Below are 19591 nucleotides of genomic sequence, written 5' to 3'. Positions count from 1 at the left end.
TCATTAATTTTCATAATGCAGGTGCCCTTTCGGCTAAATGATCAATCTTTAATGATGGCTTCTCTTTCTTTAGAGCGTTGTTTACGCAGTTCTTCCAGTTCACTGCCTTCAGGATATGTCGGTAAGTTAGGCTTCACTGCACCAAGCATCACTAGCATGCGCGCCTCTACATCCCCGTCATTCCTAATTCCCCGATAAACCCCCGGTGGGCTGCTTATGCAGTCTCTCGCACTTAATTTGATTTCATGCACTTCACTGTAGCTGTCCTCTTGAATTAATGCCGTGACTTCACCCTCAAGAATGAAAAACACTTCTTCAACATCGTCATGAAGATGCAAAGGACCGATACATCCCGGAGGAAGCACCATCGTACTTAAAGTGAAATGTTCACCTGCAATTACATTCGTATCGTTATTGGCAGTGGCACCACGTCCGATATATCTCATCTGTGCGCGTCTATAAGCGGGATCAATTTCTTCTTGAAACTTCAAGACATTCCAATCAAGAGTACGGTCTTTCAATCGGGCAACATATTTTTTTTCAAAATCCTTCACTGAAAAAGTTTCTTTTGTCATTTTAAAATTCCTCCCTTATTTGTTGTTTCTAAACCAAATTATGTTTCATAAGCAAAACATTGTTTTGTCTATGAATTAAGTCTAAAATGAAAACGCTTCATTGTCAATTAGTTTTTAGAATATTTAAAACTATTTTTATAATCCGAACGTTCAACACTATGGGATAAACTTGTAACGATTTGCTTTTCTTAACACAAAAAAGTGTGGATTCCCTAATGGGAGATCCACACATTCGAAAGAGGTTATTCACTTATTAATCGATTTTAAATCGTTCAGACATCTTCGTGTTGATAAGGCTTAACCCCACTGTATCCCATATAAACGGATAACTGACGAGAAACTTCCAACAGTTTCGGCAAGGCAATTTTATCGATGAAATCCTCCTGATAAGCAGACTCTGTTGCCACGACATTCAAGGCAGCCAATACTTTCCCAGTCCTATCAAAGATCGGGGCGGCAACCGAACGGATGCCAGGGTGGAATTCCCCGCTTGTCATCGAATAACCATTTTGCCGAATCGAATCCAGCTGTTTTTGAAATTCACCAGGCGCGGTGAGTGTTTTGTCTGTATAAGGAGTAAGGTTCGATATTTTGAACATTTGCATGAGCAATTCTTTCGGTTGATATGCCAAAAGTAATTTTCCATTGGCCAAAGCATGTGCCGGCAGCCGCAAACCTATGTTCACATTGACAGCGGATACACCTCTGATCGGGGCACTTCCAACATAAACAACTTCCTGTCCATCCAAAATGGACAGATGGCAGGAGGCTCCGATTTCATCACGCAAGGTCTCCATATAAGGTTGGACAATTTCCTGGAATTTCAAGCTATTCAAATAGCTGAACCCCAATTCAAGAACTTTAGGAGTTAAACTATAACGTTTGGTATGTTCATCCTGAGACAAGTAACCAATATTTTGTAATGTGAATAATAAACGATATGGTACTGTTCTGCTTACTCCCAGTTGTTTCGCTATTTCTGAAAGAGACAAGCTCGGCTGTACTTCATTAAAGAGCTTAATGATTTCCAAGCCCCTAACCAATGAATTAGCACTATATTTCTCTTTCTCTTTTTCTTCGCTTGCCATTCAAGTATTCCCCCCGTTGTGAATAAATCTCATTTTCCCTGACTATAACCCGTTCAGTAAAGCTTTCTTCATACCTAGAAAGAAGAACTTGCAACATATATATACATTTTTTTCTGATCGTACTTTTGGTGAATGTTTATGATGCATACTTCAATGGTTGCCTATTTTCTTTTGCTTCCATAACTAGAAAGGTACTTTGGCGCCAGTAGCGCGCCCCGGCCTTTACTTTGCAAGTTCTTCCAATCATATTTCGATGGATTGTAATCAATTCAGAAGTTTCCGTTTACTTTCTTTCATGCTAACAACAGCTGGTCTATGAGTCATATCAGATATACTCAATGCTTTCACCGCTTCCGGAAAACGGCTAGTAAAAGCCGGGAACTTTTAACCGAGCTGGTGTCTTCGAGCGCTATTCATTATCCCTATTCCTGTTAAAGAATCAGTACCGCAAATTGGCAACCATTACTACCTCACAATCCTTAACTCTTCATGTATAAATAGAATAGTGTTTATGTGTCAATTAAAGCATATTTACATATATAAAACTATTTGGAAGACCTAGCATAATTGACGTTTCAATAGAAAAGCTCGTTGTTATATGACCAAATATAACCAATTACAGCAGTAAAAACAAATAAAGAATTTTCATACATCGATATTCTCTGTCAAATCGCGAAATTTTCCGTATTAAGCATTTCATATACAAAACAATATAAATGAATTATAGATTTTCCTGATTTTAAATTCAATATCAACAAGTCAGAATTTTTAATAATTTGTAAATAATTTGTTTTTTGGACACAAACAATCAGTATTACTTCCATTTAAAGTCCTGGTTGTTAGAGCTCCCATCTACTCAATAGGATGAAACAAAGTTCGATTTATAACCGAAAGCGCTTATAATCTAAAAATATAAAATAGTCAAAATATTAAATTGACAATCAATTTATTTTAATTTATCGTTAAGAAAGTAAAACTTTGTTTTCCTTACAAAACACATCTGTTTCTTTTTTCTATCAAAATTTTAAAGAAAGGCGGGAAAAATCAAAACAAACTAGTACCTTTCTAAAGGGATAACTTTAAAACACTTATTCTCAAATGTAAGCGTTTTAAGGAATGTTAAAAAGCGATAGGGAGATGGTATTATGTTAAATGGGCAAAAAAGATGGTTGTATATTGCCGTACCAATTTTTTTCTTTTGGTTTTTCGGACAAATTGATAAGGTTGGCATTTCCATCATTCAAACAGATCCAGAATTCTTGCATGCACTCGGTATGACAGGTGCTGACAAAAATGCAAAGATCGGTCTTCTATCTTTTGTATTCACCATTGCTTATGGAGTTTCAAATCTTTTTTGGGGCTTCATCATTGATAAATTGGGTGCCCGAAAAACAGCCATCGCCGGTTTATTCGTTTGGACAATCACGATGATTATGTCAGGACTGGCAAATTCATATGAAATATTTTTAATTAGCAGAATCATTCTTGGTTTTGGTGAAGGGATGATGATTCCGGTTTCCGGAAAGCTCATTTCTAACTGGTTTAATAAACGTGAACTGGGGAGGGCCCAGGCATCTTGGCTTACCGGAAACTATTTAGGACCGGCAATGGGAGCCGTTGTTTTGGTGCTTGTGATATCTTTACTTCACTGGCAAGCAGCTTTCTTTATGCTTGCAGCTTTCAACTTATTTATAAATATCCCGATGTTCATCTTAATGACGAGGAATACACCAGAAGAACACCCCCGTATAAGTAAGGATGAATTGGCATTCATTCGCCAAACGGATGATGAAATAAAAGAAACCGCCCATTCAGAGAATAAGAAAAGTTTCGCCCAAGATTATCGTTTCTGGATCGTTTGGTTCGGTATGCTCGTATGCTCCTTCTTATTTTTCGGAATCAGCATTTGGCTTCCTACATATCTCATTGAAGCAAAAGGGTTTGAAAAGGAAGGAATGTCGAGCATTACTTCACTTTCCTGGCTATTCGCTTTAGGATTTGTCTTGGCCTGCGGTTTTCTGGCTGACAAAACCAGACGTCCAAGTTTAATGGCCACGATTCTATTTTCATTGACGGCTGTCTTTTTGACTGTAGCAGTCTTCATCCCCAACCCTATTTTGGCCGGACTATGTATGGGACTGGCAATGGGATGTCAAGGCGGTGTGTTCCACTTAAGCAATATGCTCATGGTAAAATACTCAACACCTGAAACGGCAGGACGAGCCGCAGGTCTAATTGGATTCACGAATATCATGGGCGGCTTTTCGAGCTATATCATGGGATGGCTTCGTGACTTGTCTGGCGGGGACTTCAGTTCATCGATCGCCATGCTGATTTTTACAGCCCTCTTAGGCTTGGCAGCTTATTTATTCTCCATTAAGAGAGAATCCGCAGAACTGCGCTTATCACCTATACATGTACAAAAGATGCAAGCATGAAGTCCTTGTAAAATCAGTTTTATACCACCAACCCTTGAATTATCAGGGGTTTTTCTTGTGCCGACTTAAAAGTAAGTCGAAATAATATCGCTCATTTTTTGGATTTCCCGATAAATTTCCCACCGGTTACTCCGAATCACTCCTTTATTTGTATAAATATGTCGATAGTTAAAATATTCAAAAAATGATATTTTTTTGAATGCCCATGTTATATTATTTATGGAAAAAAATACTTGTCAAGTAAGGTGAGTGTGTGAATATAGAAGTTTTAATTCTCCATTATATTCAGGAAAAACGTCAAAAACCTAACCATGCCAATGATTTATTGGACTATATTCAGAATGAATATGTAAACGGGAAGCTGTCAATCTTGCAATATAGAAGTCTCTGTCAGGACTTATATCTTCGAGGAGCCAAACAAACGTCTCCTGGATGAAGCTACACCATTGTCACTAGATTAACTACTTCCAATTGTGGATGAATTTTGTTTCTGTTTTATTCCGCAACGACCAATCCATAAAAATACAGCCGGTCATTTCTCCCCCCCCCCCAGTATGTTCATAAATAAATAAAAGCCTCCGTGATCTGTCACCCCAAGACAGTTCACGGAGGTAAATGTTACTTAATCAGACATTGCAGAATTCCATTTTAATTAAATGAATATATCGAAAATTAAAACCAAACCGAATGCAACGAAGGAAAGTAATGTTTCCATCACTGTCCAAGTTTTGAAAGTTTCTTTAACGGTTAGTCCCATGTATTCTTTTACTAACCAGAAACCGGCGTCATTAACATGGGAGAACATGAGTGAGCCTGCTCCCGTGGCAATTACGAGCAATTCTAGATTTACACCCGTCATATTGGCAACGACCGGTGAAACGATCCCTGCTGCCGTGGTCAAAGCGACGGTTGCAGAACCTGTGGCAATCCGAATCAATCCGGCCACAAGGAATGCAAGAACGATCGGTGATAAAGAAATTTCTTCAGACATGGAAGCGATTGCAGTCCCTACGCCACTATCAATTAAAATTTGCTTGAACCCTCCGCCAGCACCGATAATTAGAATTATGGATGCTAATGGCAATAAGCATTCTTCCGTCAACTTTTTAATTAGTGATTTGTCCATTCCCTGTCTGTAGCCCAAGAAATAGTAAGCTGCAAAACAGGAGATTAATAGGGCGATCACTGGACTTCCGATAAACAATAAGAATTTTTCAATCGAACCCGGTAGCGGCAGATAAGGCGCAACTACCGTTAAAACCATCAACAATACTGGCAAAAGGATGATGAAGAACGATACTCCAGTGCCGGGTAATCCACTTGACTTTGTTTCGACACGGATCAATTCCGGTTCTCCAACAGGAATAACCCGTTTATGGATCCATTTTGCGAATAGCGGTCCCGCAATTACAGCCGTCGGGAATGCGATGATCAAGGAGTACAGAAGTACCTGCCCCATGTTAGCATTATAAATTCCAATAGCTGTCATGGCTCCAGGATGCGGAGGCACCAGCCCATGTACGATCGATAAACCAGCAAGTACTGGAATGCCAATTAACAAGATGTTCACTTTGGTTGATTTACGAATGGAAATGACCAAAGGAAGCAATATTACTAAACCAACCTCGAAAAATACCGGAATGCCGATGATGAAACCAGATAAAAGCATGGCCCATGGCAGGTTTTTCACACCGAATTTTTTAATGAAAAAGTCAGCAACCTGCATTCCAGCTCCAGAGTCGGACATCATCTTTCCTAGGATGGTCCCTAAGGCCAATATTCCAATAAGGTGCCCAAGGACCGCTCCGACACCCGTTTCATAAGCTCCAACGATCTTGTCCATTGGCAGTCCGGAAAAAATCGCTAAAAATAAACTGGCAACAGTCAGGCTGATGAACGCATGCCATTTCCACAATGATACACCCAAAATGACGATTACGATTGCTATCAGCGTGATTCCTAATAAATATAGTTCCATATATTCTCCCCATTCCCAAGAAATCGCTTACATTCAAACCAATACAATAAATGGGATTATTGTATTGGCTCGTTATATGTCACAATGTAGTTCTGTTTAGCCGTGTTGTAATATCCTTCACTGTATTCCGTAACATTTCCGTCCCCATCACTGGAAATCCTAATCCTCTTTAGTACTGGACTATTGTTTTCGATTTTCAGTGTTTCGCAAATGTGATCCGGAGCGATAGCAACGGCAAACTCATCTCTGAATGTTTCAAGTTTGACGTTTTGCTCTTCCAAAAAGCGGTACAAAGAATTGATTTGGACCTCTTTTATCTCTTCTTGGTTTAAATCAAGTGAAATATAATGTGTAAAGTAAATATAAGGTTCATTGTCCAATAAATATATCCGTTCGATACTTATGCAACGGGCACCAAATAAAGAATGCAGCTTAGAGTCTGAAGAAAGGTCAATCTGACTTATGTTTAACACCTTTTTTAAAATGGAGTGCCCTTCCTCCACCAACAGCTCTGTGAAACGTTTCCCTTTGGAAAGTTTGACAATCGAACCATTAGCTATGACTCTAGTGCCTTTGCCGCTTTTCTTTTCAACATACCCCTCTTGCACGAGTTCTTTGATTGCATTACGGACAGTAACCTTACTTACGTTAAATTCTTCTTCCAAAAGAGGCTCGGAGGGAATGTTTGTGTCGATGGCATAAACCCCATGTAAAATACGATCCTTTAAAATTTCTTTTATCTGTAAATACATCGGTCCATTTTTCCTGTTCACATTCATTCCTAATCTCCTGCCTTATCTTTTAATATCTTCCATTTTACCTTCCATTGCCGAGAGTATTTCCTTTTCGGTTGCCAAAGGAGTATCTCCAACGACAGTACATGCCAGCATTCCTGATACAGCAGCAAATCGTACTGTCTTTTCAGGGGAATATCCTAGCAATTCGCCATGTAAGATTCCGCTGGTGTAAGCATCGCCTGAACCTATTCTATCATATACGGAAAATGATAGGATATCGGAAAAGTAAAATGTTTCTTCTTTGTATATATACCCCCTCAACGTATGGCTATTATCACTGTTGATCGAACGGTGTGTCCCCGCTATCGATTGAATTTTGAATCGCTTGGCCACTTCAGGGATCAACTCAACAAGCTGTTCTTCCCTTGTGGAGCCTTCTGACTTCATTCCTAAAATATAAAGGGCGTCTTTTTCATTCATCATGACGATATCAGCCATAGAAAGCATTTCCTCATAATGAGGCTTTGCGTCAGCGTAACCACCCTCCCATAAGGAAGGTCGGTAATTGCAGTCGAAACAGACTGTACCGCCCTTTTCTTTGACTTTTCTAGCAAGCACCTTCATGCTTTCCCGTACATTTTCCGCCATTGCAAGCGTGATTCCGCAAAAATGGATGATATCCGTCTTTTCCGAAATCATATCCATATCATAATCGGATAAGGTGGCAGTATTAAAACTGCTTTCCAGTCGATTGGAATATGTGACACGGCTCGCCCGCTGTCCAAATCCATTTTCCAAAAAGTACATCCCCATGTATTTGCCGCCTCTAGAGATGTAGTTCCTGCCGATTCCTAAGCGCTGCAAAGCTGAAATTGCTGAATCACCAAGGGGGTTATCCGGTAACATTGTCACAAGATACCCATCATGTCCAAGTTTTGTCATCGCAGAAGCTACATTTACTCCCGTGCCTGAAAAGGAGTATTGCAGCGTGTTAGCCTGTGATAGCAATTCATGCCCTGGTACCTGCAAACGCATCATTACTTCCCCGAATGCCACAATCCTTTTAGGCATATTTTTCAACCAATTTTTTCGTCATGGCCAATAATTTCCGTACATCCTCCCCATTCGTTTTACCAGTCGCTTCATCAATGATGGAAGAATATACGTGGGGAATGACTTTAGGCACTTTTGCTTCTAATGCAATTTCTAATATAGTCTCGAAATTATTTAAGTCGATTCCACCTGTTGGTTCCAAAGCAAATCCCTCTTCACCACAAGCTTTTGCTACAGCACGATATTCATCTTCATGCTTCAGCCCTTTCATAGGGAAATATTTCAAAGCATTTCCTCCCATATCGCGAACGAGCGCAATGGCAGCTTTGATTGGCACAATGGCAGTTTCACTTGCGCCTGCACTTACTGGACCAGTGGAGATATTCACATAACCGACTTTCCCAGTTGGAGAAACAAGTGAATTTATCCAGCTATCCTTCTCGCCTAAATTGGCCCTCGTAGCACCAACAGCCGGAAAAACCTGGTTAATATGACTGCCTGGATAGTATTTTGCTATTTCTGCGACAACTGCAGCCTGTCTATTATCGCCTGCGCCCAATCCAATTGAAACGGCTTCATCAATGGCTTCCCCGTATTCTTTCATTGCTGTAACACCTGCTTCAACAGTTGGATAATCCTTGGAGAGTACACCAACCAATACATGTCCTTCAGCTGCTTCAAAGACTTCCACTGCATTTTCTACACTATTTGCAAGTACATTTAAGGCTACACGATCATTCAATAACCGTTTGTTTATGTTTGTCATCCTTGTTTTCCTCCTAATATGGTTCTTAATCGTGATTCAATAACATTTATATCATCACCTTGCAATGGACGCGGATCTATATCGAAAAAGCCTTGCCGTATCCCATAATCCCGTGTATAAATGGCGATATCCCCATTTTTGAGCTGCTCGTTCACTTCTTTCGCCGTCGTTTCCGTTATCAAAGGATTTATGGAAATACGTGCTCTATATATGGCACGTCCGGCTTCATCCTGAACTATCGTTACTTTTACGCCATCAATCGAGTCAAGTGATGTGAGAACTTGTAAACTAGCTTTTTCTTTTTCGCTATTATCCGTCTTGACAAAATACTCATCCAATGCCTGAAGCAGACCAAAGGTCGTTTCCTTTCCAACCTTCATGCTCCTTCCTATACAGTGCAATTGAACCTTTACCCATTCGATATATTTTTTTCTGCCAGCAACGATACCGGATGTGGGTCCTTCAATGGCTTTTGAACCACTATAAATCGCCAGGTCGGAGAATTGTACATATTTTTCCAAATCCTCTTCCGCAGCTGCATCGACAATCAGAGGGATATTATTCGTTTTGGCCACTTCCCATGCCTCTTCGACCGATATCATATTTTTCTGGACAGCATGATGCGATTTCACATATAAAATAGCGGAAGTATTTTCATTTATGGCCTCCGCAATATGTTCTGCTTTCCCTTCATTTGCATATCCAACTTCAACCAATTTTCCTCCGCCAAGATAAATCATGGTTTCAACCGGTGCACCATACTGAACGTTATGGCCTTTCAGCATGATGATTTCATTCTTTTGAATACGATCTTGATGAAGCCTTTCGCTTTTCCTTCTGTTTCCTTCAGTAACGATTGCCGCTACTGAAAGCGCAATTCCGCTTGATGCTGAGTTTACGACCACCGCTGCTTCAGAATGAAGCAAATTCGCTATATGCTGGCCTGACTTATCGACTAAATCAGAAATTTCAACATAATTTTGCCCACCTTTTTTCATCGCGTCCATCACTGTGTCAGTTGGGGCAGAGACTCCCAATATGCTCATTCTTCCGCTTGCATTGATGACTCTTTTCAAACCGTATTTAGCATTCAATGAATTCTCCATTTATAACCACTCCTTTTACAACAACTCTTTTTTCTGCCATCCTTTTTTCGCCTTCGGAATCCAATAAAAGGGTCGGCTCATTCTCGATCGAGAATAAAGTCAGGTTCGCAATATCCCCAGCTGAAACCCTTCCAAGCTCTGGTTTATTCAACCAGGCTGCTGCATTGACCGTAACCGCATCTATTACTTCTTTTAATGGATAACCGAGGTACAAAAATTTTGTAAGGACATTTGCCATATTAAAAACTGGCCCATTCTCTCTATTTTTTCGATATATATCCGTACTGATCGTATTGAAGCCTATTCCCCGCTTTTTAGCCATTTCTGCAGTTTTAAAAGAAAAGCTTGCCGTTCCATGACCTACATCCAAATGTACACCACGTTCAATCGCCTTAATCAACTCAGGCAGCGGCTCTTCTCTTTCATCAAATAAATTATTCGCTTTACCATTTAGAAAATGAGTAATAATGTCCTTTTCCTCAAGTAATTGAAGGACTTCCTTAATATCAGGCGGCCCTGAACCGATATGAACCATTAATGGTAAACCCGTTTCAGCCGAGAACTTCCTAGCGATTTTTAATGGCTCGACACCATTTGGACCAACTACACTTTTACTTATTCTCGCTTTAAGTCCAACAACAAAATCCCCGTACTTGGAAATTGCCTTCATTAATTCCCCTTCGTCCAGCCATGAAATATCCGATAACTCATCAACCCTTTTCAATCCAATCCGCGAAATATTCAGAAAGGCGAAAACATTCGTTTTGGAATTTTCACAACTTCTAACCAGATCGGTTATCCTATCTGCCCCCGTGCTTCCCGCATCTATGACCGTTGTTACACCAGTTTTATATCCAATCTCATCAACCTCATCACCATAAGGATCGAATTCCGGGAAAGCATGTACATGCATATCAATCCAACCGCTCGAAACAAAAACCTTTTGATCATAATCTATTATCTTATCTCCTGTTGCAGTTCCGGGTCGTGCAATTTCCTTAATCATCCCATTTTCCAGGATGATATCCGCTGCTTTTCCCTCTACCATTTTTACATTCTTCAGAACTAACGTATCTGTCATTTCCCTCATCCTTTTCGGTACATCCTATCGATTGAAAGTACTTTGTATACGGTTACACTGAATTGTATAAGAATTCATTAATTTCTCTTTACAAAAATAGATTATCATATTTTGTCGAACTAATCAATATAACGTTATAATGTTTGATTTAAATTTACAGAATTTTTATAAGATCAAGGCTATTTTTTCTTTGTGCTTCTTAGTTTCTTCATATAATATAATCTCATTAGTTTTTTTAAAATTTTCATGCTACCCATGAAAAAAAGGCGGGAAGAAAAACAATCTGTTTTTCTTTCCGCCTTTTTATTACGCATTCACAAAATCCATTGATGAAAGATTCTACTCTAATTATCCCGGAAATAATGCTTTTATTAAAAAACTTACTCTAAGTCAGAATAAAGACTAAAGGGTTTAAAGGGTTTGAACGGTTCCTCCAAGACACTCGCTATAGAACCCCTTTTGTCTCCAAACTGAATAATTAGATCCTTTTTTTCTTTTTATTCAACCATATCATTAATCCAATTATCGCTATAAATAAAATGAGTAGGTCTATATTGTACATAGAAAATAAACTTCGATCAGCTATTATACCAATTTTCCAAAAAACTATTAGATATTGTTATGAAAATGAAGAAAAAATCCTTATTTTCAATACTAATAATCAGTTTATTAGTATTCTCACATGTCCCCAATACATTGGCCGAAGAGAAAAATGAAACAATACCTTCATCAACAGTCAACCCCATTGTTTAAGTCAAATTAATTAGTGATGATGTTATACAAATACAACCAACAGCAAGCATCATTGAAATGAGCAAACCTATTGCTCATCAGGCTAAACTAACAAATACCCAATTAGGAAAGATGGTAAAGGCTCATCAAAAGGGAACAACATGGTTAAGCATCGTAAGTACTGTACATATATTACACTAAGTCAAATCTTTCATTTAGAAGCCCTCGTTAATTAATCCTTCCTGCTCCTAATATTACAGTGGAAATGTTGCTTTCCATAATATAAAAACCAAGAATGCTTATTTAAAAGCATTCTTGGTCTTGTTAATTGCCATACTTCATTTGATTTTCCTTTTTACGACATTCACTTAATATATATCCCGTTCCTATGAAAGCCGTTAATTTACCTTTTTCGATCCTTTCCAATGGATTTCCCTCAATCGGTATTTTTGTAGCTTACCTGTTGCCGTTTTCGGTAAAGACTCTACGAATTCAACTTTTGTCGGTGCTTTAAAGTGAGCCATTTTTGAGCGGCAAAAGGTAATGATCTCATTTTCCGTCACTTTTGCATTTGGCTGCAGCACAATGATTGCCTTAGGCGTTTCTCCCCATTTATCGTCTGGAATGGCAATGACCGCAGCCTCCAAAACATCTGGATGTTTATACAATACCCCTTCTACCTCTGTTGAAGAAATATTTTCCCCGCCGGAAATGATTAAATCCTTAGCCCTGTCTTGTATCTCAATATACCCATCAGGATAGGTAACTGCCAGATCCCCGGTATGAAACCAGCCATCCCTAATTGCTTCGGCCGTCTTTTCCGGATCCTTATAATATCCTTCCATTACAACATTGCCGCGAGTAATGATTTCCCCCAGTTCCTTTCCGTCCCAAGCGACTTCTTTCCCTTCTTTATTGACTACCATCGTTTCCCCATTGAAAACCAATTCAATCCCTTGTCTTGCCTTTATTATTGCTTGTTCGTCCGCCGATTTAGCTTCAAACTCATCCTTCCACTCGTTATATAGGATAAATGGGGAAGTTTCTGTTAATCCATATACGTGGATCATGTTCAAACCAAGGATATCTTGTGCCTTTTGTATAAGCGCTGCTGCTGGAGGAGCACCTGCCGTTGCCATCCTTGGATGCACGTTGATATTTGTTTCTTTTGCTTTGGGGTCATTTACCAGCATATTGACGACAGTAGGCGCTCCACATAACAATGTAATATTATGACGGGCGAATAATTTGAGGATAAGAGGGGGATCGACTTTCCTTAAACAAACATGAGTCCCGCCAGTAGCCGTTACCGACCATACCCCTCCCCAGCCATTAGCGTGAAACATTGGCAATGTATGTAAGTATACATCGTCATGCTTCACCCCTAGGTGATAAATGAAATTAGCGGCGTTCATGTAATTCCCGCGATGAGTTAACATGACCCCTTTTGGTTTTGAAGTCGTTCCACTCGTGTAATTTATAGTCAAAAGTTGATTTTCTTCGATTTTAACCTCTGGCAGTCCATCATCATTTGCATGCAAAATGAAATTCTCATAATCTATTCCAGGTAAAGTTGTTTCATATCCTTCAAAAGGCACGATGATGATCTTTTCCAAGGAAAGTTTAGTAATGATCTTTTCGACTGGAGCGGTGAATTCTTCATCGACTATCAACATTTTTGAATCGCTATGCTTGATGATATATTCCAAATCCTCTGCAGCAAGCCTGTAATTCAAAGGGACCATTACCGCTCCCATTTGACAAATGCCATAAAAACATTCCAACATATAATGCGTATTTGGCAACATAACTGCAATATGGTCACCTTTTTCAATTCCCGAAGAATACAAAGCTTTGGAAAGTTGATCTGTTCGCTGCCCGAATTCCTTATATGTAAACTTTTTCTCTTCATCGATGACTGCCACTTTATGAGGATAATATTTTACGGCCCTGCGCTTCCAATCAATTGGGGTTAAAGGGAAAAACATTTTTACCATCTCCTTCTTTCCAGATTCACTATATACAGCACCCTGCTTGGTTCGTCATGATGGATCCTGAGAAAAAACTTCGTATCCTTTTAATACATATTCATTTTCCAGCCGTCATATCTTCTTTAATGGATTTCCATTTAAAGATTTTTGAATGACCTATCCGCTTTACTCAAGGAAATGAAACATCCGAATATTTTTTAATTATTCTGATAATTAATCTCCTAAAAACAGTGAAATTCACTGCTTTAAGAATATAGTGCTTCTTCTTTCTATTATAATGGAAACTATACACGTCAGGAAAATTATATTTTATTATCTATGCATGCCGACAGATGTTCGGTAAGTTTCCCAACGATTTGTTTGAGTCGTTCCGTTTCCTCTTCATTCAGGACGCTATAAAAATCACGAAAGGTTTTGGTAAAACACTTATTGATGGAATGATAGGTACTCCTTCCACTTTCGGTGGATTGGATAAAAACGACCCGCCGATCATCCTCACTGTGTACCCTCTCAATCAACTTCTTCCGTTCAAGCCGATCAATTAGTGCAGTTCCTGCTGCAGGTTTAATCTTCAAATGATTCGAAACATCTTTAACCGCTATGGATTCATTCAAGACTATTAATTGCAATGCGCGATACTGCACAGTAGTTAAATCATATTTAACCAGTAACGGTTCCACCAATTCCTGTGATAGGCTGCTTAATTCCCTGATCTCTAGATGTAAATTATACAATTCACTTGAATGCATGTTTGACAATCCTTTCTTATTGACACTATCTATCTAAAACTATAACATAATTAACGTATCAAAAAATTAACCATGCGAATTAAATTGGTTATTGATTTTTAAAGAGAGAGAGAGGCTGTCCATGTCAGCAGAACAACGCAAAAAGATCATTATCCTCATGATCAATATGTTTATAGCAATAGGAAGTTTCGGGATCATCATCCCCATTTTACCAGCATACCTGGCCTCCATTAATCAAGGCGGAACCGCCGCTGGCCTAATGATTGCCATTTTCGCAGGTGCACAACTTATCTTTTCGCCAATTGCCGGAAAATGGACTGACCAATTCGGGCGCAGAAAAATGATTATTTATGGATTGGTCGGTTTGACATTATCCATGTTCATTTTTTATGCAGTCAATTCCATTTGGTTATTATATGCTTCACGGATCATTGGCGGAATCGGAGCAGCTTTGCTTATACCCGCAATTTTTGCTTATGTTGCCGATATCACCACATTTGATCAACGCGCTAAAGGCAATAGTTTAGTATCTGCCGCCATGTCCCTGGGAATTGTAGTCGGTCCAGGAATTGGAGGTTTTTTAGCTGACTTTGGCTTGAAGTTTCCCTTTTTGATTTCTGCGCTTGTATCCCTATCAGCAGTCGTATTTTCAATTTTTGTTTTAAAAGAAAGCGAAACGGCACAGGTTACTCAATCCATGGATGCAAAAACTGAAACGATGCTTCGGAAGATCACTTTATCCGTGAAAAAGCCTTATTTCATCCCACTCATCATTACGCTTGTAATGAGCTTTGGCTTAATGGCGTATGAATCTGTAATTGGTCTTTATCTTGATAATCAATTCAATTCGACTCCTAAGGACATCGCCGTCATGGTTACAGCCACCGGTATCGTCAGTGTAATAGTTCAATTGTTTGTCGTCGATCGGATCGTACAGCGTTTCGGGGAAGTGAATGTGCTGAATATCTTTATCAGTGTTGCAGCCATCGGTTTCCTCCTATCACTTTTTGCATCAAATTACCTGATTTTCTTTTTGATTTCACTTATCATCTTCCTTTCCACTTCCATCTTACGTCCAGTTCTTAACACACTGATTTCCAAGATGGCAGGGAATGAGCAAGGTTTTGCAATGGGTATGAATAATGCGTATATGAGCATCGGAAATGTGCTTGGACCAACACTTGCGGGAATGATGTATGATGTCCACATTACCTATCCGTTCATGTTGGGTCTTATCCTCTTATTCATTACTTTAATGATTACTATGGCTTGGCAAAAGCGATCTCTTCATGCAAAAGCATTATCTTAGAGCTTAAATGGCATTTCAAAATTTATTCCTTAACGAATCCCCCGAGTAGCATCCGCCATCCGGGGGTTTTCATTATGATTTTTTTACTCCATTCTTCTTTTAATTGAAATCCTCCAAAACAGTTTAATAACGAGTAACACTTCAATCTCTTGAGAACTAGCTCCAATTTCATACGGTAACTTCTCATATTTTTGCGTAACACTCGAATTCACGAGTATTTGCTTCAAACTCACGAGTAAATGCGTCAATTTCACGAGTATTTGCTCCAAATTCACGAGTAAATGGCTCTAATTTACGAGTAAACAGCTTACAACTCATGCGCATCCTCTACAATTTACAAGTATTTGCTCCATTCTTTCCTTAAGTTGAAGCTTTTATCTCACCAAAATAAAAAGCGACCTTATTTTTGGAATAAGGCCGCTTATCATTCAGTTTTCTCATTTCATATTGTTATAAAGGGAAATTAATTTCATTTAATATAAATGGCTTTCTTTCCTTTACTGCTTTCAAAAGCCGCATCAATGATTTTAATGACCGTTAACCCCTCTTGGGCAGTGACTGGAGCTTTTTTCCCGCTCAATATACTATCGGCAACTGCCTGGTAATACGTTAAATAAGAACCATGCAGTGTTTCAATGGTTTCATGTATCTCATTTTCTCCTTCAACCGTAACCAGCTTACCATAAAATTCGGGATCATCTGCACCCCAAGAGTCATCGACTGGTTTTTTCCCCTCACTTAAGTCAGCCTCTTGGCAATCAAGACCGTATTTGATAAATGATCCTTTACTTCCATGCACCTGATACCGCGGTCCATTATACGGAACGATTGAGCCTGAATGCAAGATAACCCTCAGCTTTTCATATCCTAATATCACATGGAAATAATCATCCGTTTCTGCATTTTCTTTTTGGGAAAATACATCTGCCGAAACGAATTGCGGCAATCCAAACAAATGAAGTGCTTGATCGATGAGATGTGATCCTAGATCATAAAGCATGCCTGATCCCGGGCCCGGTTTTTCCCTCCATCTATCCCTGACCACAGGCCGGTATCGATCATAATGGACTTGGTATGTATTGATTTCCCCAAGCACTCCATCATCCATAAGTTTTTTCACAGTCAAAAAGTCATTATCCCATCTCCGGTTATGATAGACACTTAATACAAGATTCTTTTCCTCGGCAATCTTGATGAGCTCCTCCGCCTCCCAAGCTTCCACAACCATAGGCTTTTCGAGAATGACATGCTTCCCGGCTAACAAGCTTTGCTTGGCCATTTCATAATGCAAACCACTCGGTGTCGTAATAACAGCCAAATCAATGGACGGGTCTTCAAGAATTTCCTCTAAGCTGCCTACCACTTCCACATCTTTCAAATCTTTTTGGACTTTTTCCTTATTGGAGCTCACAACTTTCACTATTTGAAACTGCTCTAAAACACTAAGTAATGGCGCGTGGAAAGTAGCTCCTGACAATCCGTACCCAACTATGCCCACTTTAATTTTTCTCATTTTCAATCCCACTCTCTTTCTTGTTCCTCTTAAACAAACATTTTATTATATTTCATAGTCCGGGTATGTATCTCTCAAAAACTTGACAGATTGATTAATCAATTCTTTCAATACATTAATATTGATATCTGCCACTTTATTGATGTACACACACGCTTTTCCGGAAGAGTGTTTTCCAAATACCTGTAACAATTCTTCTCTTTTTTTGTCCCCTGGAGCAAAGTATAAACTGATTTTTGCTTTTCGAGGTGAAAATCCTACCAGTGGGGCATCGCCTTCGTGACCGGATTCATATTTATAATGATAGGTTCCGAACCCAATTATGCTAGGTCCCCACATCTTTGCCTCATAACCTGTCGTTTCGGTAAAAACATTCAACAATTCGTAGGCATCTTCACGTTTTTTCGGATTATCGACGTTTTCGATGAACTCAATGACACTACTGTCCGTCTCATTGGTTTTTTGTTTATACATGACCGGAACCTCCCTTATATTAAAAGGCAGAAAAAATTCATAAGATATCGCTTGCTCTGTATCTTAATACCCTATACAATCGTGTTTTTAGGTTGTTATGTATGTATACAGCCTTCATCACCGATGTATCAATGATTGGCGGACGAGCTCCTTTACTATTTCTCTATGCTTCATGGCAAATCCTTCATTCAATACCCTAATATATTATAGAACATTGATTCGTTTTATTCTATTTTAAGAGCAAGTTTATTAAGTAAATCTTTCGCGCTTTAAAAATCAGTACTTTACCATAATAATCTCTACGATCAGAAATTATTATTCTGATCGTAGATTTTTTTATTAAAAGGCAAACTGCAGTTTTACCAGATCTATTGCCGCCTGATCTTATCTATTTCATCAGCTATGAATTGCACCTGTGTCCCTACGATGACTTGAATGCTTTGGGGACCCACAATATTGATTCCGGCAACCCCTGCTGATTTGATTTTATTCTGATCGACAGCTCCCATATTTTCCACTTCCACCCTTAATCGGGTAACACAATTATCTACAGATGTTACGTTAGCGTCTCCGCCTAATCCCTCATATATAGCGGAAGCCATTCCAAAGAATTTACTCTCATTATTCCCGCCTTGACCGCTGTCTGCTTCCGCAATCGCTCCTCCGCCATCAAGCTCATCTTCTGTATCCTCTTCTCTGCCGGGAGTCATTAAATTGAACCTAGTTATCAAGAATCGGAATAAGAAATAGTAGATGACTGCAAAAGCCAGTCCTTGAAGAAGCAGCATATAAGGTTCATTTGCCATTGGCAATCTTGAGCTTAAAACAAAGTCAATGAATCCTGCACTAAAACCGAACCCTGCTGTCCATTGGAAAGTCGCAGCAATAGCCAACGATATTCCTGTTAATAAGGCATGCACAACGAATAGGGCTGGTGCAACAAACATGAAAGCAAATTCCAAAGGTTCAGTAACGCCTGTGAAAAATGAAGCGAAGCCAGCTGCGAGCATTAATGAGGCCACTTGTTTTTTCTTCCGTGATTTTGCCGAATGGTACATGGCAAGAGCCGCTGCCGGTAAACCGAACATCATGACGGGAAAGAAGCCGGCTTGATACATGCCTGTGGTTCCTTTTATTCCCGTTCCAGCCCAGAATTTACCGATATCGTTAAGACCGATTACATCGAACCAGAATACGGAGTTTAACGCATGATGTAAACCAGTTGGTATCAAAAGCCGATTGAAGAACCCATAGAGTCCTGCTCCAGCGGCACCTAATTCACTTATTCCTTCCCCAAATATAACTAACCAGGAGTAGATGAGTGGCCATACGAAGAATAATATTAGGGAAACCAGTAACATGGCAACCGCAGTAAGGATCGGAACAAGGCGTTTACCGCTAAAGAAAGCGAATGCATCCGGCAGTTCTACCTTACTGAACCGATTAAACATAGCTGCCGCTATAAGACCCGAGAGGATTCCGACAAATGCATTTTCTATTTTCAGAAACGCTGGATTTACATCTTTTACATCGATTCCTTGCAGCATCGCCACCGAGTCCGTGGAAAGCAATGTCGTTACGACTAGATAGGCTACCAGCCCGCTCAAAGCGGCAGCTCCATCTTTTCCTTTCGACATCCCCAACGCCACACCAACGGCAAACAAGATAGCCATATTGTCAATGATCGAAGAACCTGCTTTGATTAAGAAAGCTGCTAACGGACTTCCCGCTCCCCATCCTGCTGGATCTATCCAGTAACCGATCCCCATTAAAATGGCGGCTGCCGGCAATACGGCTACTGGCAGCATCAAGGAACGCCCTATTTTTTGAAGATATTTTTTCATTCCGCTTTCCTCCTGACAATTACTGATTTAGGGCAAACCCCATATTCTATTAGACAACGGTTCCTTCCATTTTAGAACTTCATTTCATTTATAAATTTGACTATATTCAGGAATAAAGTCTTAGCGATTTACTCCTCCTTCGAAAGCCCATAAAAAA

Annotated in this window: 17 protein-coding genes; 3 read left to right on the top strand and 14 right to left on the bottom strand. The window is 39.5% G+C overall.

The genetic code is table 11. The features are described 5' to 3' along the window. Positions 1 to 41: 41 nt before the first annotated feature. Together ACJ9PY_RS11405 and ACJ9PY_RS11400 are read right to left on the bottom strand one after the other, a co-directional pair. Positions 42 to 575 carry a cupin domain-containing protein gene (locus tag ACJ9PY_RS11405; protein WP_034312308.1) on the bottom strand — a complete coding sequence of 178 codons (534 nt, stop codon included), beginning with the start codon at positions 573 to 575 and terminating at the stop codon, positions 42 to 44. A gap of 272 nt (positions 576 to 847) precedes the next feature. Next, positions 848 to 1663, bottom strand: coding sequence for an IclR family transcriptional regulator (locus ACJ9PY_RS11400; protein WP_048678846.1), 816 nt, complete (start codon positions 1661 to 1663; stop codon positions 848 to 850). 1145 nt (positions 1664 to 2808) lie between these two features. Here ACJ9PY_RS11400 and ACJ9PY_RS11395 point away from each other — a divergent pair. Then, positions 2809 to 4101 (top strand): MFS transporter, encoded by a 1293-nt coding sequence (locus ACJ9PY_RS11395; RefSeq protein WP_411740035.1) that lies wholly within the window; start codon positions 2809 to 2811, stop codon positions 4099 to 4101. Between the two features lie 253 nt (positions 4102 to 4354). Then, positions 4355 to 4537, top strand: a complete 183-nt coding sequence (gene yppF / locus ACJ9PY_RS11390) for a YppF family protein (RefSeq protein WP_055348417.1) — start codon at positions 4355 to 4357, stop codon at positions 4535 to 4537. Between the two features lie 216 nt (positions 4538 to 4753). Here the strand turns inward: yppF and ACJ9PY_RS11385 are convergent, their stop codons facing one another. From ACJ9PY_RS11385 to ACJ9PY_RS11350, 8 genes are all read right to left on the bottom strand, one after another. Further along, positions 4754 to 6079: a gluconate:H+ symporter gene (locus ACJ9PY_RS11385; protein ID WP_057277775.1), complete on the bottom strand. Its 1326-nt coding sequence runs from the start codon at positions 6077 to 6079 to the stop codon at positions 4754 to 4756. A gap of 56 nt (positions 6080 to 6135) precedes the next feature. Next, a complete protein-coding gene (locus tag ACJ9PY_RS11380) occupies positions 6136 to 6858 on the bottom strand; it encodes a GntR family transcriptional regulator (protein ID WP_098865549.1) in 723 nt (240 codons plus the stop codon). A 15-nt stretch (positions 6859 to 6873) separates the two neighbouring features. Then, the gene (locus ACJ9PY_RS11375; RefSeq protein WP_098865618.1) at positions 6874 to 7887 is read right to left on the bottom strand and encodes a sugar kinase; all 1014 of its coding nucleotides are present in this window, start codon (positions 7885 to 7887) and stop codon (positions 6874 to 6876) included. Continuing rightward, positions 7880 to 8635, bottom strand: coding sequence for a 2-dehydro-3-deoxy-phosphogluconate aldolase (dagF, locus tag ACJ9PY_RS11370; RefSeq protein ID WP_034312316.1), 756 nt, complete (start codon positions 8633 to 8635; stop codon positions 7880 to 7882). The genes ACJ9PY_RS11375 and dagF overlap by 8 nt, the downstream gene beginning before the upstream one ends. Beyond that, the gene (locus ACJ9PY_RS11365; protein WP_057277778.1) at positions 8632 to 9741 is read right to left on the bottom strand and encodes a DgaE family pyridoxal phosphate-dependent ammonia lyase; all 1110 of its coding nucleotides are present in this window, start codon (positions 9739 to 9741) and stop codon (positions 8632 to 8634) included. The genes dagF and ACJ9PY_RS11365 overlap by 4 nt, the downstream gene beginning before the upstream one ends. Further along, positions 9719 to 10822 carry an amidohydrolase/deacetylase family metallohydrolase gene (locus tag ACJ9PY_RS11360; protein ID WP_328129889.1) on the bottom strand — a complete coding sequence of 368 codons (1104 nt, stop codon included), beginning with the start codon at positions 10820 to 10822 and terminating at the stop codon, positions 9719 to 9721. The genes ACJ9PY_RS11365 and ACJ9PY_RS11360 overlap by 23 nt, the downstream gene beginning before the upstream one ends. 1130 nt (positions 10823 to 11952) lie before the next feature. Then, a complete protein-coding gene (locus tag ACJ9PY_RS11355; RefSeq protein WP_411740034.1) occupies positions 11953 to 13542 on the bottom strand; it encodes a long-chain-fatty-acid--CoA ligase in 1590 nt (529 codons plus the stop codon). 305 nt (positions 13543 to 13847) lie between these two features. Next, positions 13848 to 14294 carry a MarR family winged helix-turn-helix transcriptional regulator gene (locus ACJ9PY_RS11350; protein ID WP_057277783.1) on the bottom strand — a complete coding sequence of 149 codons (447 nt, stop codon included), beginning with the start codon at positions 14292 to 14294 and terminating at the stop codon, positions 13848 to 13850. A gap of 121 nt (positions 14295 to 14415) precedes the next feature. On the opposite strand from ACJ9PY_RS11350, the gene ACJ9PY_RS11345 reads away from it, so the two are divergent. Beyond that, positions 14416 to 15603, top strand: a complete 1188-nt coding sequence (locus ACJ9PY_RS11345) for an MFS transporter (protein WP_057277784.1) — start codon at positions 14416 to 14418, stop codon at positions 15601 to 15603. Positions 15604 to 15786: 183 nt separating this feature from the next. Here the strand turns inward: ACJ9PY_RS11345 and ACJ9PY_RS11340 are convergent, their stop codons facing one another. The 4 genes from ACJ9PY_RS11340 to nagE form a co-directional block, all read right to left on the bottom strand. After that, positions 15787 to 15921 (bottom strand): hypothetical protein, encoded by a 135-nt coding sequence (locus ACJ9PY_RS11340; protein ID WP_411740033.1) that lies wholly within the window; start codon positions 15919 to 15921, stop codon positions 15787 to 15789. A gap of 151 nt (positions 15922 to 16072) precedes the next feature. Further along, positions 16073 to 17116, bottom strand: coding sequence for an oxidoreductase (locus tag ACJ9PY_RS11335; protein ID WP_098865616.1), 1044 nt, complete (start codon positions 17114 to 17116; stop codon positions 16073 to 16075). Positions 17117 to 17161: 45 nt separating this feature from the next. After that, complete coding sequence (locus ACJ9PY_RS11330; protein ID WP_411740032.1) at positions 17162 to 17590, bottom strand: DUF1801 domain-containing protein; 429 nt, start codon at positions 17588 to 17590, stop codon at positions 17162 to 17164. Between the two features lie 368 nt (positions 17591 to 17958). Continuing rightward, entirely contained in the window at positions 17959 to 19434 is a 1476-nt protein-coding gene (nagE, locus tag ACJ9PY_RS11325; protein ID WP_057277786.1) for an N-acetylglucosamine-specific PTS transporter subunit IIBC, read from the bottom strand. Positions 19435 to 19591: the final 157 nt, after the last annotated feature.

This window comes from Peribacillus sp. S4, assembly GCF_046715815.1.
GTDB classification, from domain to species: Bacteria; Bacillota; Bacilli; order Bacillales; family DSM-1321; genus Peribacillus; species Peribacillus frigoritolerans.
This window is presented reverse-complemented; position numbering and strand designations above follow the sequence as displayed.